General features: G+C 70.9%; 21 protein-coding genes. 14 read left to right on the top strand and 7 right to left on the bottom strand.

The features are described from left to right. Window positions 1-91 precede the first annotated feature (91 nt). Both AB0C20_RS13880 and AB0C20_RS13875 read left to right on the top strand, forming a co-directional pair. Window positions 92-1,516, top strand: coding sequence for a DUF234 domain-containing protein (locus tag AB0C20_RS13880; protein ID WP_357184335.1), 1,425 nt, complete (start codon window positions 92-94; stop codon window positions 1,514-1,516). A 145-nt stretch (window positions 1,517-1,661) separates the two neighbouring features. Further along, on the top strand, window positions 1,662-2,015 hold the full coding sequence (locus AB0C20_RS13875; RefSeq protein WP_357184338.1) for a hypothetical protein: 354 nt from the start codon (window positions 1,662-1,664) through the stop codon (window positions 2,013-2,015). Between the two features lie 102 nt (window positions 2,016-2,117). Here the strand turns inward: AB0C20_RS13875 and AB0C20_RS13870 are convergent, their stop codons facing one another. After that, on the bottom strand, window positions 2,118-2,897 hold the full coding sequence (locus tag AB0C20_RS13870) for a D-Ala-D-Ala carboxypeptidase family metallohydrolase (RefSeq protein ID WP_357184341.1): 780 nt from the start codon (window positions 2,895-2,897) through the stop codon (window positions 2,118-2,120). Between the two features lie 305 nt (window positions 2,898-3,202). Here AB0C20_RS13870 and AB0C20_RS13865 point away from each other — a divergent pair, with 305 nt between their 5' ends. Together AB0C20_RS13865 and AB0C20_RS13860 are read left to right on the top strand one after the other, a co-directional pair. Further along, a complete protein-coding gene (locus AB0C20_RS13865) occupies window positions 3,203-3,841 on the top strand; it encodes a hypothetical protein (protein ID WP_357184344.1) in 639 nt (212 codons plus the stop codon). Between the two features lie 42 nt (window positions 3,842-3,883). Next, entirely contained in the window at window positions 3,884-4,348 is a 465-nt protein-coding gene (locus AB0C20_RS13860; protein ID WP_357184347.1) for a PPOX class F420-dependent oxidoreductase, read from the top strand. Between the two features lie 132 nt (window positions 4,349-4,480). Here the strand turns inward: AB0C20_RS13860 and AB0C20_RS13855 are convergent, their stop codons facing one another. After that, window positions 4,481-5,713 carry a serine hydrolase domain-containing protein gene (locus AB0C20_RS13855; protein WP_357568099.1) on the bottom strand — a complete coding sequence of 411 codons (1,233 nt, stop codon included), beginning with the start codon at window positions 5,711-5,713 and terminating at the stop codon, window positions 4,481-4,483. Between the two features lie 96 nt (window positions 5,714-5,809). Here AB0C20_RS13855 and AB0C20_RS13850 point away from each other — a divergent pair, with 96 nt between their 5' ends. The 3 genes from AB0C20_RS13850 (at window position 5,810) to AB0C20_RS13840 (ending at window position 7,981) form a co-directional block, all read left to right on the top strand. Next, window positions 5,810-6,403 (top strand): pentapeptide repeat-containing protein, encoded by a 594-nt coding sequence (locus AB0C20_RS13850; protein WP_357568098.1) that lies wholly within the window; start codon window positions 5,810-5,812, stop codon window positions 6,401-6,403. 198 nt (window positions 6,404-6,601) lie between these two features. Continuing rightward, window positions 6,602-7,534: a hypothetical protein gene (locus AB0C20_RS13845; protein WP_357184353.1), complete on the top strand. Its 933-nt coding sequence runs from the start codon at window positions 6,602-6,604 to the stop codon at window positions 7,532-7,534. A 117-nt stretch (window positions 7,535-7,651) separates the two neighbouring features. Next, window positions 7,652-7,981 carry a hypothetical protein gene (locus AB0C20_RS13840; RefSeq protein ID WP_357184356.1) on the top strand — a complete coding sequence of 110 codons (330 nt, stop codon included), beginning with the start codon at window positions 7,652-7,654 and terminating at the stop codon, window positions 7,979-7,981. Between the two features lie 45 nt (window positions 7,982-8,026). On the opposite strand, the gene dacB is transcribed toward AB0C20_RS13840, so the two are convergent. Beyond that, complete coding sequence (gene dacB / locus AB0C20_RS13835) at window positions 8,027-9,610, bottom strand: D-alanyl-D-alanine carboxypeptidase/D-alanyl-D-alanine-endopeptidase (protein WP_357184359.1); 1,584 nt, start codon at window positions 9,608-9,610, stop codon at window positions 8,027-8,029. 66 nt (window positions 9,611-9,676) lie between these two features. Further along, window positions 9,677-10,393 carry an aquaporin gene (locus tag AB0C20_RS13830; RefSeq protein ID WP_238683433.1) on the bottom strand — a complete coding sequence of 239 codons (717 nt, stop codon included), beginning with the start codon at window positions 10,391-10,393 and terminating at the stop codon, window positions 9,677-9,679. Between the two features lie 49 nt (window positions 10,394-10,442). Between AB0C20_RS13830 and AB0C20_RS13825 the strand changes: the two genes are divergently transcribed. Both AB0C20_RS13825 and AB0C20_RS13820 read left to right on the top strand, forming a co-directional pair. Further along, window positions 10,443-11,576 (top strand): NAD(P)-binding domain-containing protein, encoded by a 1,134-nt coding sequence (locus AB0C20_RS13825; RefSeq protein ID WP_357568097.1) that lies wholly within the window; start codon window positions 10,443-10,445, stop codon window positions 11,574-11,576. A 193-nt stretch (window positions 11,577-11,769) separates the two neighbouring features. Next, window positions 11,770-12,051 carry an adhesin gene (locus AB0C20_RS13820; RefSeq protein WP_179782354.1) on the top strand — a complete coding sequence of 94 codons (282 nt, stop codon included), beginning with the start codon at window positions 11,770-11,772 and terminating at the stop codon, window positions 12,049-12,051. 8 nt (window positions 12,052-12,059) lie between these two features. On the opposite strand, the gene AB0C20_RS13815 is transcribed toward AB0C20_RS13820, so the two are convergent. Then, window positions 12,060-13,127, bottom strand: coding sequence for a hypothetical protein (locus AB0C20_RS13815; protein ID WP_357568096.1), 1,068 nt, complete (start codon window positions 13,125-13,127; stop codon window positions 12,060-12,062). 91 nt (window positions 13,128-13,218) lie between these two features. Between AB0C20_RS13815 and AB0C20_RS13810 the strand changes: the two genes are divergently transcribed. The 4 genes from AB0C20_RS13810 (at window position 13,219) to AB0C20_RS13795 (ending at window position 18,200) form a co-directional block, all read left to right on the top strand. Then, entirely contained in the window at window positions 13,219-14,097 is an 879-nt protein-coding gene (locus AB0C20_RS13810) for a sulfotransferase domain-containing protein (protein ID WP_357568095.1), read from the top strand. A 242-nt stretch (window positions 14,098-14,339) separates the two neighbouring features. Next, window positions 14,340-14,732, top strand: a complete 393-nt coding sequence (locus AB0C20_RS13805; protein ID WP_091397116.1) for a cupin domain-containing protein — start codon at window positions 14,340-14,342, stop codon at window positions 14,730-14,732. Window positions 14,733-14,774: 42 nt separating this feature from the next. Further along, the gene (locus AB0C20_RS13800) at window positions 14,775-16,574 is read left to right on the top strand and encodes a glycoside hydrolase family 15 protein (protein ID WP_357184374.1); all 1,800 of its coding nucleotides are present in this window, start codon (window positions 14,775-14,777) and stop codon (window positions 16,572-16,574) included. A gap of 255 nt (window positions 16,575-16,829) precedes the next feature. Next, window positions 16,830-18,200, top strand: coding sequence for a pectate lyase (locus AB0C20_RS13795; protein WP_357568094.1), 1,371 nt, complete (start codon window positions 16,830-16,832; stop codon window positions 18,198-18,200). A gap of 51 nt (window positions 18,201-18,251) precedes the next feature. Here the strand turns inward: AB0C20_RS13795 and AB0C20_RS13790 are convergent, their stop codons facing one another. Both AB0C20_RS13790 and AB0C20_RS13785 read right to left on the bottom strand, forming a co-directional pair. Further along, window positions 18,252-19,442: a threonine synthase gene (locus AB0C20_RS13790; RefSeq protein WP_357184380.1), complete on the bottom strand. Its 1,191-nt coding sequence runs from the start codon at window positions 19,440-19,442 to the stop codon at window positions 18,252-18,254. A 14-nt stretch (window positions 19,443-19,456) separates the two neighbouring features. After that, the gene (locus AB0C20_RS13785) at window positions 19,457-20,506 is read right to left on the bottom strand and encodes a DNA polymerase ligase N-terminal domain-containing protein (RefSeq protein WP_357568093.1); all 1,050 of its coding nucleotides are present in this window, start codon (window positions 20,504-20,506) and stop codon (window positions 19,457-19,459) included. A gap of 94 nt (window positions 20,507-20,600) precedes the next feature. On the opposite strand from AB0C20_RS13785, the gene AB0C20_RS13780 reads away from it, so the two are divergent. Continuing rightward, on the top strand, window positions 20,601-21,389 hold the full coding sequence (locus AB0C20_RS13780; RefSeq protein WP_357184386.1) for an aldo/keto reductase: 789 nt from the start codon (window positions 20,601-20,603) through the stop codon (window positions 21,387-21,389). Window positions 21,390-21,493: the final 104 nt, after the last annotated feature.

Raw genomic sequence — 21,493 nt, 5'->3', positions numbered from 1 at the left:
TTTCACACGCGCCGAATGATCGGGCACACCAACATGGATGAGGTTACACTCATTTTTGGTTGTTCCATCGTTGGTTGTGTCAGGAGTGATCGTGGACGGCTTTGTCGGGCGGGACCGTGAACTCGATCTCCTGGGCAGCATGCTCTCTCGGGTGCGACGGGGTGGCCGTGCCGGTCGGCCTGGGCGGGCCCTGCTCATGCGCGGTCGCCGGCGGGTAGGCAAGTCCCGACTGGTCGAGGAGTTCGTGGAGCGGGCCGAGGTGCCGTACCTCTTCTTCACCGCCTCCGCGCAGCCGACCGTCGCAGCCGAGCTCGCCCTCTTCGTGGAGGAGGCGGCCGCCTCGACGCTGCCGGGTGCGCAGATTCTTCGGGAGCAGCAACCACAGACCTGGGACGCCGCGCTGACCCTGCTCGCCGCCGCGCTGCCGTCCGACCGGCCGAGCGTCGTCGTCCTGGACGAGATGCCGTACCTCATCGCTGGCGACCCGGGCTTCGAGGGAACGCTGCAGAAGGTCTTCGATCGCGAGTTGTCCCGACGGCCGGTCCTGCTGATCTGCGTCGGATCGGACCTGGCCATGATGGAAGCGCTCAACGACTACGGCCGGCCGTTCCACCAGCGAGCCACGGAAATGGTCATTCCGCCGCTGAGCCCGGCCGACGTCAGCGACATGCTCGGCCTGTCCGCCGCCGACGCGTTCGACGCCTACCTGGTGTCCGGCGGATTGCCGCTGATCCTCGACGAGTGGCCGACCGGTGCATCCGTCCACGAGTACCTGACCGACGCGGTACGGGATCCGACCTCTGCCCTGCTGGTGAGCGGCGAGCGGGCGCTGGCGGCGGAGTTCCCGCCCCAGTCCCAGGCGGGTCTGGTGCTGCGTGCCATCGGCTCCGGTGAGCGGACCTTCTCGCTGATCTCCCGCGCGGCAGGGGATCTTCCGCAGGCGTCCCTCAACCGCGCCCTGCGCCTGCTGACCCAGAAGCGGGCAGTGGAGGTCACCGTTCCGCTGTCGACCAAGCCGTCGCGGGAGACCCGCTACGCGGTGGCCGATCCGTACCTGCGCTTCTGGTTGTCGTTTCTCGGGCCACACCTCTCCGAGATCGAGCGGGGGCGTGGCGACCTGACCCTGGACCGGATCGACCGGTCGTGGACGTCCTGGCGGGGGCGGGCCATCGAACCTGTCGTCCGGGAGGCGCTGCGCCGGCTGCCCGGTGACCATCTGCCGGCGGAGGCGGCGACGATCGGCGGCTACTGGACCCGGACCAACGACCCGGAGATCGATATCGTCGGCGCCGACCGTGCGCCAGTCGCTCAGAGGATCAGCTTCGTGGGATCGGTCAAGTGGCAGGAGAGCCGACCCTTTGACGCGCATGACCTGGGCCGGCTGCTCCTGCACCGCTCTCTGCTGCCCGGCGCCGACGAGTCGGTGCCAGTCGTTGCCGTGTCGCGCAGTGGCACCGCCGTGGACGGCATCCGGGTGCTGTCGGCGGAGGATCTGCTTACCGCGTACCGGAATTGAACTTTCGTCCGGTGTCCGCCGTACCCATGGCCGAGGATGTCGGTGCGGTAGGTCCGCCGTACCGCTGCCGAACTGCGGGAGGCCTGCCGTGCGAGTTGGTGAGCAGTCGACGGATCCCATCGATCAGGTACTGGGTGAGGTGCCAATGCCGGCACCATTGACCCCGGAGGATGTGCGGCTCGCGGTCCGGGCGGTGGTAGTGCACACAGCCGAGGAGTGGCCCACCGGGCCGCTGTGCCGCAACGACGGCGCTTCCTACCCGTGCCGGCTGCACCGCTGGGGGCGTCGGGTGTTGGAGACACACGGGCTCAACGAGCGGCAGATCGAGGCGTTGATCCGGCATGGCAATCCGTTCGTGCACGTGCCGTTCCCGTTCACGGCGACCGGGCCGTCGCGGCAACAGGCCGCGCGGGTCGTCCCCCAGGGGATACGGCCCACCGCTGCTGGCCGGCCGGTGACTCCCCCCGTCACCGCGCCGCGCTGGCCCCGGGCGAGCTGAGCGCGCTACCCCTCCGCCCATCCGACCCGGGGCGACACGACGTCGGCCCGGCGCGAAGATTCCCCCTCCGCGTCGGGCCGACGTCGCTCTGAGCGGGTGGGCTCAGTTGCCGACCCCGCAGTCCGGGGCGGACCAGTTCGTCGTGTTCGAGCTGTCGTCGCTGTTGTTCTCCCGACGCGAGTCGACGTGCACGTGGTCGTCGTGGTCGGGGTAGCCCGGCCCGTAGATTCCACTGAAGCCGTTGTTGCGGGCGCCGCGGGCGACCTGGCACAGCGAGGACGTCCGTGAGGTCACGTCGGCCGCGTTGCCGTACAGGTGCTGGCTGTCGGACGCGCCGCCGACCTGGTTGTTGCAGGCGCGATTGCGGAAACCGCTCGACACGTGGAGCGGCTTGTCACCGAGGCTCTTGCGCAGCGCCTCCAGCTTCCACATGGTGCGCAGCGCGTTCTGCTTGGTCTGGTTGGCCGACAGCGGGCCGCCGCTCCACCCGCTTCCGCCGCACCCGTTGTCCAACTCGCCATAGGTGAAGTGCGCGGGTGTGCAGTCGTTGTCCTGGAGTTGGTACAGCTTCGCGAAGGTCTGTGGGCCGGCGATGCCGTCGGCGCGCAGCCCGTACGCCTGCTGGAACCGCTTGACCGCGGCGGCGGTCTTCGGCCCGTAGCGGCCGTCGTTCTCCACGATGTCCCGGTAGCCGGCCCACCCGGCGACCCGGATCTGCAACTGGCGGACGTCGTCGCCGGAGCGCCCCTGGCTCAGGGTGCGGTTCCAGGTGTAACAGCCGTCCGCGTACGCCGCCGGTGCGGCGATCACCGTGGCGATTGCGGCCCCGGGCAGTGCCAGGGCGAATGCGACGGCGACCCGCTTCAAGGTGTTTACGCGCACAGAAGTCCTCCCGATAGGAGAGCGAATGGGGTGGCTTCGGGACATCGACCGAGAAGTCCCGTGATTTCCACCCTCGCACTGATCAGTGCCGTTGGAGGTGGTTAACGAGAATCGTGCTCACAATCCGCTGTACCTGGGTATTGGCTGGGAATTAGGCTGATTTGCGAAACAGCCATTTCCGGCCGATCGCCCCTCCTGCGGAAAAGGGCACCGAACGTCGCAATCTGCCACACGGAGGGTGATGTTCCCGGGGTGATGGCTGCCGGTAACGTCAGCCCCGGGGCTGCGGACTGGCGGAGGTGCGCGTGGCACGCGGTGGCGTCTTCTGTGTCGAGGGTCAGTGGCACCGTGACCTCAACGAGCGGGGCTCGGTGCTGCCCACGCTGGAGTTGCTGGAGCGGCTGGGCAAGATCCGGTTCATCCACAAGGACGCGGCCACCCGTGACGAGTTGTTCTACTTCCTGGACCGTTGGCTGCTCAAGCAGTACGCCGACCACCGGGTCGGCTTCTTCGCCATGCACGGTGAGCCGAGCCGGCTCTGCCTCACCGACTGGCAGTCGGTGGAGTTGAACGAGGTGGCCGAGCTGATGGCCGGCCGCGCGGAGGGGCGGCGACTCTATTTCGGTAGCTGCTCGGTGCTGCGCGCCTCGGACGCGGTGCTGCGCGAGTTCCTGGAGGTCACCGGAGCCGCTCTGATCTGCGGGTTCACCCGGGAGGTCGACTGGGTCGAATCGGCGGCCTTCGAAACAGTGCTCCTCGACGTGCTCGCCAACGGCCAGCGACACAATGCCGCCGAGCTGCGGATGGGCTCCGCCCACTGGGCGCCCCTCGCGTCGTACCTCGGTTTTCGGGTGATCTACGCCAACGGTCGGGCCTGGCGTCCGTCCGGCCGTCCCCGGGTGCCCACCCAGGCGGTGCACCGCGACGCGGCCCGACCCCGCTGACCCGCCGCCGCCGTTGCGCCCGCACCCTGGTAGGAACGGGGAATGGCACGCAGCATCGCAAGGAACACCCGGGTCGACCGGGATGGCCTGCTCGACTTCCTCCGGCCGCGACACCGCGTCGTGCTGATGACCACCCGGGCCGATGGGCGACCGCAGTCCTCGCCGGTCTCCGCCGGGGTCGACGGGCAGGGGCGGCTGGTCATCTCCACCTACCCCGAGCGGGCCAAGGTGAGCAACCTCCGCCGCGACCCCAGGGTCTCGGCCTGCGTGCTCAGCGACGACTGGAACGGCCCCTGGGTGCAGATCGACGGCACCGCCGAGGTGCTCGACCTGCCCGAGGCACTGGAGCCGTTGGTCGAATACTTCCGCAGCATCTCCGGTGAGCACCCGGACTGGGACGACTACCGGGCGGCGATGGAGCGTCAGGGCAAGTCGCTGATCAGGGTGACCATCGACGCCTGGGGTCCGATCGCCACCGGTGGCTTCCCGGCCCGCCTCGCCGACTGACCGTTCCTTCGCCGGGCATTCCGTCGATCTTGCAGTTTCTGTCCCGACAAACGACTCATCAGGGTCATCTAGACAACACAATGTGCAAGATCGACAGGGCTGGGGTGGGGTCCGTCAGCGCCTCCGGCGGGGTCAGTCGACCAGGGCGGCGTAGACGAGCTGGCGTAGTTGGGAGCGGAGCGGGTAGGTGCTCGACGGCATCAGCTGCGTGAACAGCAGCGCGGTGATCTCCTCGGCCGGGTCGACCCAGAACGCGGTGCTGGCCACCCCGCCCCAGTAGTACTCGCCGACGCTGCTGGGCACCCGGCTGGGGATCGGGTCGTCGACCACCGCGAAGCCGAGGCCGAAGCCGATCCCGTCCAGGGTGGTCTCGGCGAAGCCGCCGGTGGACAGGGTGCCCAGGTCCTGACCGCCGGGCAGGTGGTTGCGGGTCATGAACCGCACAGTGCGCGGCCCGAGCAGCCGGACGCCGTCGAGCTCGCCGCCGCGCAGCAGCAACTGGGTGAACCGGTGGTAGTCGGCGGCGCTGGAGATCAGGCCGCCACCGCCGGAGAGCAGCGCCGGCTTGCTGAACGCGAGGGCCCCGAGGCTGTCGTAGCGGACGGCCCGGCCGCTGCGCGGTTCCGGTACGTAGAGCGCGGCCAGCCGGTCGGCCTCGTCGCCCTCCACCCACCAGCGGGTGTCGGTCATGCCCAGTGGGCCGAAGATCCGGTCGGCGAAGAACGCGTCGAGGCTCTGCCCGGAGATCACCTCGACGAGTCGGCCCAGCACGTCGGTGGCAACGGAGTAGCCCCACGCCGAGCCGGGCTGAAACAGCAGCGGCAGCTCGCCGAAGGCCGCGCAGGCGCCGGCCAGGTCGACGTCCGCCGGCGGGTACAGGTCGTAGCCGGCGGCCCGGTAGAGCCCGTCGACCACCGAGGTCTGCATGAAGCCGTACGTCAGGCCGGCCGTGTGGGTGAGCAGGTGCCAGACCCGGATCGGCTCGACCGCCGGCACCGTGTACGGCTTGAGCGCCGACCCCTTGGAGTAGACCCGCAGGTCGGCGAACTCGGGCAGCCAGCGGCTGATCTCGTCGGTCAGCTCGAACCGGCCCTCCTCCCACAGCATCATCGCCGCGACCGAGGTGACCGGCTTGGTCATCGAGTAGATCCGCCACAGGGTGTCGGCCTCGACAGGTGCGCCCGACTCCCGGTCGCGCAGCCCGTACGTCGAGGAGTGCGCCACCTCACCGCGACGGGTGACCACCACCTGCCAGCCGGCCAGCCTGCCGTCGTCGACGTACCGGCCGAAGTGCTCGTCGATCCGCGCCAGCCGCGCCCTGTCGAAACCGATCTGATCCGGGTCCTTGCTCCGAGCCACACTCACGCCGCCGAACGTACTCGCCGGTACACCGACACCGGAAGGGGGCCGGCGTCGGCCCGCCGGCCGCCGGCTGTCGGCGGCGCCCACTAGCCTGGCCGGATGCCGGAGTTGACCGAGGACGTGACCTTCCGCAACGAGGACTGGTACGGCGAGGAGCTGACCGACCGGCACTTCATGGGTTGTGAGTTCTTCGGGGTGGACCTGACCGAGGCGGTGAGCAGAGGCGCGGTCTTCACCGGATGCACGTTCGGCAACGTGGCGTTCAACGCCTCCCGGCATGTCGACTCCGCCTTCACCCGTTGCGTCTTTCGGCGGTGCAACTTCTTCGAGGCCGAGTTCACCGGCTGCAAGCTGGTCGGCAGCACCTTCAGCGAGTGCGATCTGCGTCCGTTGACGGTGGACGGCGGTGACTGGTCCTTCGTCGCGTTACCCGGTGCCGACCTGCGTGGCGTCCGGCTGACCGGGGTGCGCATGCGCGAGGTGGACCTCACCAGGGCCAACCTCACCGGTGCTACGGTCACCGGTGTCGATCTTTCCGGGGCGCAGCTCACAAACGTCCGGCTCGGTGGCGCCGACCTGCGGGGCAGCGATCTCACAGCGCTGGACCCGACGGTCGTCGAACGGGCCGGTGCCGTGATCGACGTCGAGCAGGCAGTGGTCGTCGCACAACTGCTCGGCTTCCGGATCGGCTGACCCGAAAGGGGCTGGTGGTCTGCCCAACTGCCCGTCCGGGCGGCCGGGTTGTCCGACAGCGTCCCATTGTGGGCTGGACACGTCCGGCAGTCCGGATCTAGCGTGTCGTCCACGCCCGGGTAAACGTGAAACTGCCCACAGTGGATGGTGTGGTCCTCGGCGGTCCAAAACGGCCGGGCGGCGGAGTTGGAGGGGTCGGTGGCGGACGAAGACCGCACGCGGGCTGGTTCGAGGGCTGGCGACGCGCCGCCGAAGCACCGTCCGCGTGCCATTACCGCCGGGAAGACCCGCAGCGTGTTGCGCCGTGCCCGACAGCGGCGGCGCTGGGCGGTCGAAGGAGCCGCCGTCCTCGTCTGCCTTGTGGTGTTGATCTCGTATCTCGCCACCCGGTCCGGTCCGGCGCCGGACGACGACCAGGCGGGTCCGGGCGGCGTGCCCGCCCGTCCCTCCGGTGTTCCGGCCGCCGACGGGCGCACCGGCGAGGCGGGGCCGGCGACGCCCGGTCTGCGTCCGCGCCAGCGCCCACCCTCGCCGGACCCGACGCCGTCGGCCAGCACGCCCGCCCCGCCGCCGCCGAAGCCCGGTTCGCCGGCGTTGACGGTGAGCCGCGGCGAGATGCCGGCCATCGTCGACCTCACCGCCGTTGGCGCCCGTGACTGGGTGCACTGGGGGGAGCGCGGCGGCAGGTCGATGAACCGCAAGCGTTCCGGCTCCGGCGAGATCATCGACGGGGGTGGTCCAGGCCGGCGGGTCGGTTGGGACGGCAACCAGGAGTACGTGCGCTGGGCCGACGGCACGCCGGAGCGGTCGACGAACGGCAGTTCCAACGGCGTCTACGCCTGCGGTGCCGGGAACGGGTTCAGCCTCGCCGTCGCCGGCAGTGGTGAGCCGCGTACGGTCCAGCTCTACGGTGGCATCTGGATGGCTCGGGGGCGACTGGAAGCGCGGCTGTCCACCGGCGGGCCCGCCAGCATCGCCCGACTGGAAGACCCCTACACCAGTCAGAGCGCCCAGTTCACCATCCGCTTCACGGTGCCGAAGGGTGCCCGGCTGCTGCTGAACTGGACCGTCGAGAAGGTCTTCACGCCGCACTGCGGCAACGTCGGCCTCCAGGCCGTGACGGTGCGTTGACTGACTGACTGATCGCTGTGCGTCCGGACAGCGGGACAGTTTGTCCGTCGCAGACTGTCGAATGCGTCGTAACTTTCTGCTGTCCCCATCCGACCATCCAGTGTGGAGGCAGCGGAGATGAGTAGCAGCACCGTCCACCGCGACCGTCGTGCCGCTTCGTCCGGCACCGGTGAAACGCCCGGGGAGGTTCTTCGCGACATCCCCCTGCCGCCGTACGTGACGGGCGAGGACACCCAGTTCGCCGTACGGGCGGTGGTGGTGCACGCCCCCCGGCTGTGGTCCGGGGGTGTGGTGTGCCGTAACGATGCCAGCCCGCACCCGTGCCGCCTGCACCGCTGGGGCACCCGGGTGCTGGCGCTGCGCGGGCTGCGGGCCGCTGAGATCGCCGCGCTCATCGAACGTGGTGACCCGACGGCGGTGGTCCCCCCACCGGACCGTCCGGCCTGAGCGTTCGCCGGGCCGGGAGGCGTGATCGCGCCTCCCGGCCGTCGCTCAGCAGGTGATCGGTTTGACCCAGGAACACTCGACGCCCTCCGGGGTGCGCGGTGTCTCCGGCACCGCCGGCGGGGCGACCCGTGCCGTCGACGCACCACCCTCGCGGAAGCCGGCCAGCGCCACGGCGATCTGGTCCTCGAGCGACTTCACTGACGCCGTGAGGTAGTTGTTCAACAGGATGGAGAACGCCAGCAGTCGACCATCTGCGCTGGTGACGTAGCCGGAGAGCCCGGAGACACCGGTAAGGCTGCCGGTCTTGGCGTGCACGTTGCCCGCGGCCGGCGTGTCGGCCATCCGGCTGCGCAGGGTGCCGCCGACGAACCGTTCGGGCTGACCGGCGATCGGCAGCGCCGCGTACCAGGTCGCGAACCACGGTTCGGCGCGGACGGCGCTCAGCAGGTCGACGAATTCCGCCGCCGGGACCAGGTTGCGCCGGGACAATCCTGAGCCGTCACGCTGGCGCAGTCTCCCGGTGTCCATTCCGGTGTCGGCGACGTACTCGCTGATCGCGGTGAGCCCGGCCGTCCAGGTGCCCGAGCCGGAGAGCACGCGACCGATCTCCTTGGTCAACACCTCGGCGTGCCCGTTGTTGGACAGCTTCAAGAATGGCGTCATCAACTCGCCCAGACTCATCGAGTCGTGGCGCGCCACCGGGTCGGCCGTCTCCGGGGTGGGCTGGCCGAGCACGGTCCGGCCGAGCACCCGGACGCCGTGTCGGTGCAGCGCCGCCCGGAACACGTCGGCCGCGTAGCCGGTGGGTTCCCAGACGGTGACCCAGTCGCTCGCGGGCTCGTCGCCGACGGCGATCTGACCGGTCACCACTACGGTGTTGCCGCCGTGCTCGCGCTCGATCGAGATCGAGGTCTCGCCGTCGCTGACCGTCTGGGCGCGGTTGTCGACGCGGACGTACCCGGTGGCGGGGGTGGTGGTGACCACCGGCGGGGCGCCGGCCCGGCCCGCCGGTGCGGCGTGCACGATCACCGTGCCCGCGTCGTAGTCGGTGTCCGGGGCGATGGTCAGCGCGGAGACCTGCGCGGCGTAGTAGTAGGGCTCGTCGTCCCAGGTCCAGTCGGGGCCGAGGCGGGTTCGGTCGTAGCGGGTGTCGTCGGCGACCAGGTTTCCGGTGACCACCCGCACGCCGTCGGCGGCGACCTGGGCGGCGAGCGCGTCGTAGTCGGCGGCGAGCATCGTCGGGTCGCCCCCGCCACGCAGGTAGAGGTTGCCGGAGAGCAGGCCCGCACGGCGTTTGCCGCTGGCCCGTACGTCGGTGCTGAACCGGTGACCCGGGCCGAGCAGCTCAAGGGCGGCCGTCGAGGTCAGCAGCTTGGTGTTGGACGCCGGAACCAGCCGGCGGTCACCGTTGCGGTCGTAGAGCGTCTGTCCCGTGCTGGTGTCGACCACCACCACCGACGCCTGCGCGCCAGCCAACCGGGTGTCGGCGAGGATCGTGTCGATGGTGGCACGCAGCTGGGTCGTCGCGGGGGTGGGCGATTCGGCCGTGGCGCCGGGCGCGGCGGCGGTGGCCGCTGTGGCTACCAGCGCGAGCAGCGCGAGGGCCCGGGGAAAGTGACGGCGATGCATCCGCTGATGCTGTCACGGAGATATTCGCCGGAGAAGGCCCTCAAGCGAAAGATATTGCCGTATGGGCTACTTCGGCCCGCCGACCGTCTTCTCGTGGCCACCCCAGTAGTGCCGCTGCGCCCCCATCACCAGCGGTGCGACCAGCGCGGCGAGCGCCCCACCGAGCAGCGGGAAGACGATGAACACCCAGAGCTGCCGTAGCGCGACGCCGCCCTCGAACACCGCCGGGCCGAACGCGCGGGCCGGGTTGACCGCAGCGCCGGTCAGCGTCACGCCCACCAGTTGGGTCACGGCCAGGGCCAACCCGATGGCCAGCCCGGCGGTGCCCGGATTCTCGCTCCGGCTCGTCACCACCAGCACGACCAACACGAAGAGGAAGGTCAGCACGACCTCCAGCACCGCCGCGCCGCCCCGGTTGATGTGCGCGCCGTAACCGTTCGTGCCCAGGGCCCCGGTCTGGTCCGCCACGTCACCCCATCGGGTCAGCGCCCAGAGCACGAAGCCCGCGACGGTCGCGCCGACGAACTGTGCGATCCAGTACGCCACCGCCCCGAGCACCGAGATCTTGCCGGAGAGCAGCACACCGAGCGTCACCGCCGGGTTGACGTGGCTACCGGAGAGTGGGCCGATCGTGTAGACGAGGGCCACCATCACGAATCCGAAGGCCAGCGCCACCACCACCACGCCGCCCTGGACCCGTGCGGCGACCGCGCTGCCCACCCCGAAGAACACCAGCAGCAGGGTGCCGAGGAACTCGGCCGCGTACCGACGGAAGTCGCTCATTCACTCAGCGTAGGTGCAGGTCAGGTGGCCGAAGCCGGAATGGCCGTCTGTGATCGGCGCGACGGTCGAGGACGGGCACAGCGGTGACGTCCGGCGCGTTGTAGCCCACGTGGACACCCACTCCGCGGACATCGTGGTGATCGGCGCCGGGCAGGCCGGCCTGAGCGCCGGCTATCACCTGCACCGCACCGGCTTCGCGCCCGGCAGCGGCTTTGTCATCCTCGACGCCGACAACGGGCCCGGCGGCGCCTGGCAGCACCGCTGGCCGACGCTGGTCTTCGACCGGGTGCACGGCTTCCACGACCTGCCCGGGCTGCCGTTCCCGCCCACCGAGCCGCATCGCCCGGCCTCCGAGCAGGTCAGCGCCTACTTCGCCGCGTACGAGAGGGCCTTCGACCTGCCGGTGCGGCGGCCGGTGCGGGTCCGGGGGGTGCACTCCCGCCCGGACGGACGACTGGACGTGCACACCGGCCGGGGTACCTGGACCGCCCGAGCCCTGATCAACGCCACCGGCACCTGGACGCGACCGTTCTGGCCGCACTACCCGGGCCGGTCGACGTTCCGAGGACGCCAGCTGCACACCGCCGACTACCGGGGGCCCGCCGATTTCACCGGCCTGCGCGTGGTGGTGGTCGGTGGCGGCACCTCGGCCGTGCAACTGCTCGGCGAGGTCTCCACCGTCGCGGCGGGCACCACCTGGGTGACCCGCCGGCCGCCGGCGTTCAACGACGAGGAGTTCGGCCAGGAGCTCGGTCGCGCCGCCGTAGCCCGGGTGGACCAGGCGGTACGGGCCGGCCGACCGCCGGGCAGTGTGGTGGGCGTGACCGGGCTGCCGGTCACCCCGGAGGTGCGCCGACTGCGCGAGCGTGGCGTCCTCGACCGGCTACCCATGTTCGACCGGATCACGCCCGACGGGGTGGCCTGGACGGACGGGAGGTTCGAGCCAGCCGACGTGATCCTGTGGTGCACCGGCTTCCGGGCGGCCATCGACCATCTCGCCCCGCTGGGGCTGCGCGCGCCCGGTGGCGGTATCACGATGGACGGCACCCGGGTGGTCGCCGACGCGCGGGTTCACCTGGTCGGGTACGGCCCCTCGGCCAGCACGATCGGTGCCAACCGGGCCGGCCGAGCGGCGGTCAACGAGATTCGCGCCTGGCTGGCGCCGGCCGCCGTTCTCCACTGACCTGGCTCTATTTGACGGATGGTCAGCCAGCGGGCACGGTGGGAGTGACGGGGCCGTCAGCTGCCCCGATTCGATGCGACGGCGACGACCGTTCGCCCCTCTGTCGCCTCCCACGTGTGCTCGTACGCGGGCCGACTGTCCGGTCCGCGCGGTATCCGACCGCGAGCCCGAGAATCCACGAGGAGTTCCATCAATGCTCACCATGACCGATAACGCCGTGCTCGTCATCCGTGACCTCGCCAATCAACAGGACGTCGCCCAGGACGGCGGTGTGCGTATCGCCGCCGACACCGAGGCGGGCTCGCTCACCGTCGAGCTCGTGCCCGAGCCGGCACAGGGCGATCGGGTGGTCGACAACCAGGGCGCCCGGATCTTCCTGGACGAGGACGCCGCCGAGCTGCTCGGCGACGCGTCGGTGGACGCCACAGTCGACGACGAGGGCATCATCCAGTTCGGCTTCACCGAGAAGCAGTAGACCCGACCTCAGCGCAGCGATCGTCCCCGCTGCGGTGGACCCTGCCCGGGGTGCCACCGCGGCGCGCCGTCGCCGGCCGGGTGCAACAGCGTGCCGAGCACGTGGGCCAGGTGGTGCGAGGTGCTCCACGCCGCCCAGTTGGCGGTCGAGCCGGCCCCGGCGCCCCGGCGGGCCCGGCGCAGCAGCTCATGGTCACCCCAGGAGAAGGCCGCTCCGCTGGTCGGCCAGTGTGGTGCCGACACCAGCGTGCGACACAGGTCGGCGAACCGGTCGTCGCCCCGGCCGCCGCGTCGCGCCCAGCGGTAGACCCACCAGCTGCCGTCGTCGGTGTATCGCACTGTCGGCAACCGGTCGCCACTGTCACCGGTGCCCGGCCCGGCCGGGTGGACGCCGTAGTCGCCGTAGTCGACCCCGGCGTCGGCAAGTCGTCGCCACAGTTGCCAGTCCCAACGGTCCAACTGGACCGGCTCGTCGGTGGGCAACCGGGACAGCGTCGGCGGCATACCGCCTGCCGCCACCGTCACCGACCGCCAGGCGTGTCGACGTGCCCAGTCCAGCAGGTGGCGTACCCGAGGCTCGGCGGTCCGCACGTCCGCCGGGCAGCAGACGTCCCCCGCGTCCACCAGCAGGTCGCACTCCTCCGGGGCGAGGCTGGTGAACCGCCAGATCCGTTCCACAGCTGTGGTGCTCGCGTCCGGCCCGGCCCGGTCCCGGCCGGCCCGCAGCCGGATTAGCGCGCGCCGGCCGTACGCCCGCGCCGCCGCGCCGTGCGCTACCAGCCGGTGGTCGCTCTCGGAGAGCCCGATCACCGGCACCACCGGTACGCCCCAACGGGTCAGCTCCGCCTCGGGGATGTCGGGCAGTGCGCTGACGTCGATGGCGGCCAGCAGCCCGGACGGCAACCGGCGAACGTCGTCCATCGTGGACCGACCGATCGCGCCGATCTCCAGGATCGGGGCGACCAGTGCGGTGTACGCGGGATCGAGGTGGCTCAGGGCCTCAAGCTCGCCTCGTCGGTTGGCGAGGATGGGGCGGTAGACCGGTGCCGCCGCCCGGCCCCCGTGGGCGGGCACCATACTTCAATCTAGCCAGGCATCCGGACATGCCCCAGGAATGTAAGCCGGAATTCGGCTGCTCGACTGTCGGTTCGGCGACTACCATCCACCGATGCCCACGCCGATTTACCGTTACCAATCCGACGAAGAGGACAGCGGGCGGTGGACCGGTTTCCCGTTCCGCGACGGCGACATCGTGATCAGCACCCGGTCCAAGAGTGGCACCACCTGGATGCAGATGATCTGTGCGCTCCTGGTGCTTCGTACCCCGGAGTTGCCGGCCCCGCTGACAGTGCTGTCGCCGTGGCTGGACTGGTTGGGCGAGCCGCAGGCCACTGTGTACGACCGGCTGGCCGCCCAGCCACACCGGCGGTTCATCAAGACGCACACCCCGCTGGACGGGGTGCCGCTCGACCCTCGTGCGCACTACGTGGTGGTGGCCCGGCACCCGCTGGACATGGCGGTCTCCCTCTACCACCAGGGCGCCAACCTGGACCGGGCGCGCATCGCCGAGCTGACCGGCCAACCCGCCCCGGCCGGGCCACCCGGAGAACGGCCTGGAGTACGGGAGTGGTTGCTGAGCTGGGTCGACCGGGAGGTGGACCCGCACACCGAGTTGGATTCGCTGCCCGGGGTGCTGATGCACCTGAGTGACGCGTGGGCCCGCCGGCACGAGCCGAACGTCGAGCTGGTGCACTACGACGACCTGCTGGCCGATCTGGGCGGTGAGATGCGCCGGCTCGCCGACAGGTGGGAACTCCCGAGCCCGGGGCCGGGGTTGGTGGAGGCGGCCACCTTCAGTCGCATGCGGGAGCGCGCCGACCGGCTCGCGCCGGACACGCTCGGCGTGCTGCGTGACCGGCAGGCGTTCTTCCGCCGAGGCGCCTCAGGCCAGGGACGTGACCTGCTGGACGAGGCCGGCCTCGCTCGCTACCAACAACGGGTCACCGCGCTGGCCCCGCCCGACCTGCTCACCTGGCTGCACCGCTAGGCCCCCAGGCACACAAGAGCGCGCGGCGCCGCTCCGCGATCGGAACGTCGCCGCGCTCTGGCCGTCTCCCACCACCGCAGCCGTTCGGCGGTACGTCGGCGGGGACCTGGCTCGACCGGCCGTTCGCGCCGGTCCGCTTCTCGATCCCCGGTCCGCGCGTATCCAAACCCGCCCAGCGTGGGGAATTCCACCATTCGCGGGTCCCGGCGTGGCGCGCCGCCGGACGGGGTATGAGCGTGGACATGGAGCATTTCACTATCGCGACTGTCGCCGAGAAGAGCCCGGATTTCCGGCGCGTGCTGTGGACCGGTGAGCACACCCAGCTGGTCATCATGACCATCCCCGCCGACGGGGAGATCGGCGAGGAGGTGCACGAGGACATCGACCAGATCCTCACCTTCGTGAGCGGCGTCGGCGAGGCGCGGGTCGCCGGCGCGAAGCGGAAGGTCGTCGCGGGCGACCTGGTAGTGGTGCCGGCGGGCACCAAGCACAACTTCGTCAACACCGGTCCCAACCCGCTGGTGCTGTACACGGTCTACGGGCCGCCGGAGCACGCCGACAAGGCCGTGCACAAGACCAAGGAAGAGGCCGACGCGGCCGAGGCGGCGGGCGAGGACGAGCCACCGACCGAGTGATGCGTCCGGCCTGATTCGGGCCGATGCGGGTACCCCCGGCGGGTGGAGCAGCAGCCGCCGATTTCCGACTACGGGTTCCTCTCGGACTCTCGTTCGGGCGCCCTGGTCGGCAAGGACGGCTCGATCGACTGGTGGTGCCCGCACCGGTTCGACGGGTCGTCAGTGTTCGCGCGGTTGCTCGACCCGGGAGCCGGCCACTTCCGGCTGGCACCGGTCGGGGTCGGCGGCCCGGGTCACCGGGTGGAGCGCGCGTACCTGCCGGACACGTTGGTGCTGCGGACGGTGCACCACACCCCGCACGGCAGCGTGGCGGTCACCGACGCGCTGGCCGCCGAGGTCGGCGCCCGCGCCCACGAGCTGGGCAAGAACTCACCCGCCGTGCTGATCCGGGTGGTCAAGGGACTCTCCGGGCGGGTACGGATGGCGTTGGACTTCGCGCCTCGCCCGGAGTACGGCCTGCTCACGCCGTACCTGCACGAGCAGCCGGACGGCGGGGTGCTGGCCGGCGCCGGCCCGGTGGTGCTGATTTTGCGCGCCGGGGGTCTGCACCTGCGGGCCGGCGCCGACCGGGTGACCCACGAGTTCGAGGTCTCCGCCGGTCAGGTCATCGGGATGGACCTCGCGTTCGGCGAGGCGTACGGCGACCCGCCGGCCCGGGTGGACCCGCTGACCACCCTCGCCGAGACGACGGCGGCGTGGCAGGCGTTCCGGGAGACGCACGGGTACTCCGGCCGCTACCCCGAACTCGTCAAACACAGCTCGACGGTCCTGACCGGCCTCACGTACGCCCGCAGTGGCGCGGTCGCCGCCGCGTTGACCTCCTCGTTGCCGGAGCAGATCGGTGGCGACCGGAACTACGACTACCGCTACTCCTGGTTGCGGGACTTCTCGTTGACCATGCGGGCCCTCTGGGTGGCGGCCTGCCCCGACGAGACGTCCCGACTGTTCGCCTGGGCGACCCGCTCGATCGGCCGGTTCGGCGATGAGCCAGTGCCGGTGCTCTTCGGGTTGGAGGGGGAGCGCGATCTCTCCGAGCACCACTGCAACCACCTGCGCGGCTACCGCGACAGTCGACCGGTGCGGGTCGGCAACGACGCCTGGCGGCAGCGGCAGCTCGACGTGCCGGGTGAGGTGATGTCGGCGGTGTGGCGGCTGCGCGACTACCTGGGCGCGCGGTTCGAGGACGAGCTGCGGGAGATGGTGCTCGGGCTGACCGAGCAGGTGGCCGCGACGTGGCACCTGCCGGACCGGGGTATCTGGGAGACCCGCGACGAGGAGCGCCACTACGTCTCGTCCAAGGTGTCCTGCTGGTTGACGATGGACCGGGCGGTGGGGCTCGCCGACCGGCTCGGTGATCGGGCCGACCCCGGTCGCTGGGCGCGGGTACGCGACGAGATCCGCGACACGGTGTTGCGCGAGGGGTGGAACGAACGGATCGGGGCGTTCACCGGGGCGTTCGGCTCGGCGGAGCTGGACGCCTCGGTGCTCGCGCTGCCGGTAACGCACTTCCTGCCGGCCACCGACCCGCGGATGCGCTCGACGATCGCGATGGTCGAGCGTGAGCTGGGCACCGAGGACGGCCTGCTGCGGCGTTGGACGACCGACCCGGCCGGATTCCTGCTGTGCTCGTTCTGGCTGGTGGAGTGCCTGGTGATGACGGGTGAGCCGCAGCGCGCCGAGGCGCTCTTCGAGCGGGTCGTCGGGTACTCCAACGACGTGGGGCTGTTCAGCGAGCAGATCGACCTCACCACCGGCATGCAGTTGGGCAACACGCCGCAGGCGCTCTCGCACATTGGGCTGATCAACGCAGCCTGGCGGATCACCGAGCCGGAGAGCTACTGAGCTGTCGGTTCCGCCCCGGCCGGAATCCTGCAACAGACCTGCAAACGCCAGGCATTGACGCTGATGGTTGGACAGTCCTAGCCTCGAGGCATCGGGAAAGCCCTTTCCCCAGGGCTTTGATCCCGCCTCACCCCGCCTCGGATCCGGGCGTCCGACGGGGGCGCACACCGATCCCGTTCAGCGCAGCACGCCGTGCGAACACGTCTCGGTACGGCGACCGAGGGATCACCACCACATGCGTCAAGGAGGACACCTGTGCAGAAAAGACGACTCTCCGGCCGCCGACCACTCCTGCTGGCGGTCGGGGCCGGGGTGACCGCGGCGGCCCTCGCCGCCGGCATGACCTCGGCCTTCGCGGCCACCGTCTTCAGCGACGACTTCACCGACGGCGACACCTCCGGCTGGTCCAAGTCCGGCGGCACCTGGGCCGTCGACGGCTCGGGCGTGCTCAACCAGTCCAACGCCGGCAGCGAGCTGGCCCGGCAGTTCACCGGCCAGACGAGCTGGACCAACTACTCAGTGCAGGCCCGGGTCAGGCCGACGAGCTTCGGCTCGTCCAGCGCCCTGGTCGGGCTCGCCGCCCGCTCCACCAGCAGCACCAAGATGTACCGGCTGGCCCTGCTCGGCTCCGGCCGGGCCGAACTCCAGGCGGTCAACGGCAGCTCCGTCACGGCGATCGGCTCCGCCGCGCTGGGCATCGGCACCGGCACCTGGTACAACCTGCGCATCGAGACCAGCGGCAGCACCATCCGCGGCTTCGTCAACGGCACCCAGATCGCGTCCGGCAGCAACAGCCTGGCCGGCGCCGGCCGGATCGGCCTGGTCACCGCGTACGCCAGTGGCGGCTTCGACGACGTGTCGGTCGACTCGTCCGGCGGTGGCACCCCGACCACACCGCCACCGACGACCACTCCGCCACCCACCACCACGCCGCCACCGACCACCACACCTCCGCCGGCTGGTTGGCCGACGCCCACCGGCAGCCAGAAGGTGGACGCCACGATCCCGGTCTCCGGCTCGTTCGACGGAGGGCTCAAGCGCTACTACGGCATCGGTGACGGCGGGCAGAGCGAGAGCCAGGACCCGATGTTCGAGCTGGCCGCAGGTGCCACTTTGCGCAACGTGATCATCGGTGCTCCGGCCGGCGACGGCGTGCACTGCGAGGGCAACTGCACCCTGATCAACGTCTGGTGGGAGGACGTCGGCGAGGACGCGGCGACCTTCCGCGGCGGCACCACGTACACAGTCGACGGCGGCGGGGCCCGCTCCGCCAGCGACAAGGTCTTCCAGCACAACGGCTCGGGCACCGTCTACATCAAGAACTTCCGGGTGGAGAACGCCGGCAAGCTCTACCGCGCCTGCGGCAACTGCTCCACGTCGTACCAGCGGCACGTGGTGATCGACAACGTGATCGTCCGGAACACCGACGCGATCGCCGGCATCAACACCAACTGGGGCGACACCGCCCGGTTCAGCCGGATCACCATCGTCGGCGACCCGGACCGGGAGACCTCGATCTGCGTGAAGTACAAGGGCGTGCCCAAGGGCAGCGAGCCGACCGAGATCGGCGAGGGTGCCGACGGCGTCAACTGCCTCTACTCGCCCTCCGACATCACCTACCAGTAGAGCGGCACGACAGCGCCCCGCGGACCGCCCGGTCCGCGGGGCGCCGTCACGTCACCCCATCACTGGTACGCCGGAGACGTCGACGGTGTCCGGATACTTCAGCCCGGCGCCGGTGTTGAGCACCACCACCCGTTCGCCGGCCCGAATCCACCCGCCCGCGCGCAGTTGCCGGGCCGCCGTGAGGCAGGCCGCCCCCTCCGGGCAGAGCAGCAGCCCCTCCCGGGCGGCGAAGTCCCGCAGATCGCCCAGGATGTCCGCGTCGTCGACGGCGACCGCCGTGCCGGAGGACTCCCGCAGCGCCGCCAGGATCAGCTCGTCGCCCAGCGGGGCCGGCACCGTGATGCCGAACGCCACTGTGTGCGCGTCCGCCCACGGCTGCGCCCGATCCTCTCCGGCGGCGAAGGCCCGCACGATCGGCGCGCAGCCGGTGGACTGCACCGCCACCAGCCGGGGCAGCTTGTCGCCGATCCAGCCGAGCTCGCGCAGCTCGTGCAGCGCCTTGTGGATGCCGATCAGGCCGACCCCGCCGCCGGTCGGATAGATGATCACGTCGGGTGTCTGCCAGCCGAGCTGCTCGACGATCTCGTACCCCATCGTCTTCTTGCCCTCCAGCCGGTAGGGCTCGCGCAGCGTGCCGGCGTCGAAGATCGCCCCGTTCGACTCCGCTATCAGCTCGGCCACCCGCCGGCCGGCGTCGCCGATCAGCCCGTCGATCAGGCGCAGGTCGGCACCGGCGGCGACGCACTCGCGCCGGCAGATGCTCGGCGCCTCCAGCGGCATGACGATTGTCGCGCCCATTCCGGCCCGCGCGGCATACGTGGCCCAGGCCGACCCGGCGTTGCCGTTGGTGGGCATCGCGATCCGCTCGACGCCCAGCTCGCGGGCCCGACTCACCCCGACCGCCGCGCCCCGGGCCTTGAACGAGCCGGTCGGGATCAGCCCCTCGTCCTTGATCATCAGATCCGCGATACCGATCTCGGTGCCGTACGCCGGAGCCCGCAACAGCGGCGTCCACCCCTCACCCAGCGTGGTGACGTGCCGAGGGTCGGCGACCGGCAGCAGCTCCCGGTATCGCCACAGGTCGGCCGGGCGCAGCGGAAAGCGTTCCGGGGTGACCGCCTTCGCCACGGCCGGCAGGTCGTAGCGGGCCAGCAAGGGCGATCCGCACTCGCAGAGATTCTGTAACCGGTCGGCGGCGTACTCCTTGCCGCAGCGCGGGCAGTCCAGGTGAGTCAGGTACACGTCGCTCCTCGCCGTCACACAGCGTCGATGCTCAGCCAGTGCCGGCTGCGCCGCCCCGGCTGGTAGACCGAGTCCAGTCGCTTGGCGATTACGCCCGGCAGGCCCTGTTCCCGCCCGGCACGCAGGGCCTCGTCGCCCGCGCCCGGGAACCACGGCGGAGTCTGCCAGTGCGTACCGGACAAGACCAGCCCGTCGAGCAGCTCCCGGCGTTGCGCGTACGGCACGTCGACGCTGCTCACGCCCTCCAACCAGAGCAGGTCGACGATCAGGTACTGGGCGCCGGCCGGAACCCGGCTGCCGGTCGCCGGCCGGACCGGGCGGACCCGCCCGGCACCATCGATGCGGACCAGCACACCGTCGAGCACCGCCTCGGTGGGCGCGAGCGCCTCGGCCATCGCGCGCAGCCACTGATACCCACCGGTGATCTCCTCGTCGGTCTCGGAGAGCAGCCGCAGCCGCCCGCCGGAGACGTACGCCATCGCCCGCACGCCGTCCCAGCGCAGCTCGTACCCCCAGTCGGCGCTGTCGCGGGGGAGCCCGGCGGCGGGAGTGGTGTGCATCGGTCGGACCAGATCCGGCATCGGCGTCCAACCCGGCGGCGCGGGGTCGGTGCGTCGGACCATCCAGTCCCGTCCTGAGGTGGCGAAGAGGACGTACCGGCCGGCGGTCCGGTCACCGGAGAGGGTCACGATCACCTCGTCGTCGCGCCACTTCTCACACCGGTAGGTGCCCCGGTCGTGGATCAGCATCCGGCCGCCGCCGTACTCACCCGCGGGAATCTCGCCGGCGAAGTCGAGGTATTCCATCGGGTGATCTTCGGTGTGCACGGCGAGGTGGTTGCGACCCGGATCGCGGGGCAGGCCGCGCGGCACCGCCCAGGACGCCAGCACCCCCTGGTGCTCCAGGCGCAGGTCCCAGTGCAGGCTCCGGGCGTGGTGCTGCTGGATGACGAAGCGCGCGGTGTCGCCGTCGGCCCCGGGTGTCGTGGGGGTCCGCGCCGGCACCGGCTCCGGCGTACGGGCCGCGTCCCGTCGTCGCCGGTACTCCTCCAGCCGGTCGGTCACACAGGCATTCTGCGGCACACCGGACCCCTGCGCTGGATGCCGGAGTGTCCGGTTCGCTCGGCGGCGGAGGGCTCGGCGGGGTAGAACGGACCTCATGGACCTCACCGACCAGCCCACCGCCCTGCTCCCGGGCGACGTCCGGATGCCCCTGCTCGGCTTCGGTACCTGGCAGGCCACCGGCCAGGCCGGTTACGACGCGGTGCTGGCCGCGCTCGACACCGGCTACCGGCACGTCGACACCGCCACCGTGTACGGCAACGAGCGCGAGGTCGGCCGGGCCGTGCAGGAGAGCGGGCTGCGCCGGGAGGACATCTTCATCACCACCAAGCTCCCGCCGAACCGGGTGGGCCAGGAGCGCGCGACGTTGGAGGCCAGCCTGGAGGCGCTCGGCGTCGACCAGGTGGACCTCTGGTTGATCCACTGGCCGCCGTCGTCACCGTCGGACAGCATCCCGCTCTGGCGTGAGCTGCTGGCGGCCCGGGACGAGAACCTCGTTCGGGCGGTGGGGGTCAGCAACTACAGCACCGGGCAGATCGACGAACTGATCCAGTCGACCGAGGAGAACCCGGCGGTCAACCAGATCGAGTGGAGTCCGGCGCTGTACGACCGGCAGCGGCACGCCGAGCACCGGGACCGGGGCGTGGTGCTGGAGGGTTACAGCCCGTTCAAGACCAGCGACCTCAGCGACCCGGTGCTGACCAGGATCGCCGCCGCGCACGGGGTCTCGCCGGCGCAGGTGGTGCTGCGGTGGCACATCGACCACGAGATCGTGGCGATCCCGAAGTCGGTGACCCCGGAGCGGATCAGCGCCAACTTCGACGTCTTCCACTTCTCGCTCACGGCCGAGGAGATGCGCGACATCGACGCGCTCGGCGACGTCTGAACCGGCGGCTTCGTTCACATCAGGCCGGTGCCGTGCCCGAGCAGGGGCTGCTCGGGCACGGCACCGTTCGCGATTCGGTCGATGGCTGGTTTTGGCCAGGTGGG

It is taken from the genome of Micromonospora sp. NPDC048843 (assembly GCF_040649965.1).
Classification (GTDB): Bacteria; Actinomycetota; Actinomycetes; order Mycobacteriales; family Micromonosporaceae; genus Micromonospora; species Micromonospora hortensis.
Note: the sequence above shows the minus strand (reverse complement) of the source record. Positions and strands in the feature narration are given on the sequence as shown.

Bases quoted from the DNA above. Each gene is read 5' to 3' on its own strand.
- AB0C20_RS13875 (WP_357184338.1), top strand. From the start codon at position 1,662: ATGCCGGCACCATTGACCCCGGAGGATGTGCGGCTCGCGGTCCGGGCG.
- AB0C20_RS13860 (WP_357184347.1), top strand. From the start codon at position 3,884: ATGGCACGCAGCATCGCAAGGAACACCCGGGTCGACCGGGATGGCCTG.
- AB0C20_RS13850 (WP_357568098.1), top strand. From the start codon at position 5,810: ATGCCGGAGTTGACCGAGGACGTGACCTTCCGCAACGAGGACTGGTAC.
- AB0C20_RS13840 (WP_357184356.1), top strand. From the start codon at position 7,652: ATGAGTAGCAGCACCGTCCACCGCGACCGTCGTGCCGCTTCGTCCGGC.
- dacB (WP_357184359.1), bottom strand. From the start codon at position 9,610: ATGCATCGCCGTCACTTTCCCCGGGCCCTCGCGCTGCTCGCGCTGGTA.
- AB0C20_RS13830 (WP_238683433.1), bottom strand. From the start codon at position 10,393: ATGAGCGACTTCCGTCGGTACGCGGCCGAGTTCCTCGGCACCCTGCTG.
- AB0C20_RS13820 (WP_179782354.1), top strand. From the start codon at position 11,770: ATGCTCACCATGACCGATAACGCCGTGCTCGTCATCCGTGACCTCGCC.
- AB0C20_RS13815 (WP_357568096.1), bottom strand. From the start codon at position 13,127: ATGGTGCCCGCCCACGGGGGCCGGGCGGCGGCACCGGTCTACCGCCCC.
- AB0C20_RS13810 (WP_357568095.1), top strand. From the start codon at position 13,219: ATGCCCACGCCGATTTACCGTTACCAATCCGACGAAGAGGACAGCGGG.
- AB0C20_RS13805 (WP_091397116.1), top strand. From the start codon at position 14,340: ATGGAGCATTTCACTATCGCGACTGTCGCCGAGAAGAGCCCGGATTTC.
- AB0C20_RS13780 (WP_357184386.1), top strand. From the start codon at position 20,601: ATGGACCTCACCGACCAGCCCACCGCCCTGCTCCCGGGCGACGTCCGG.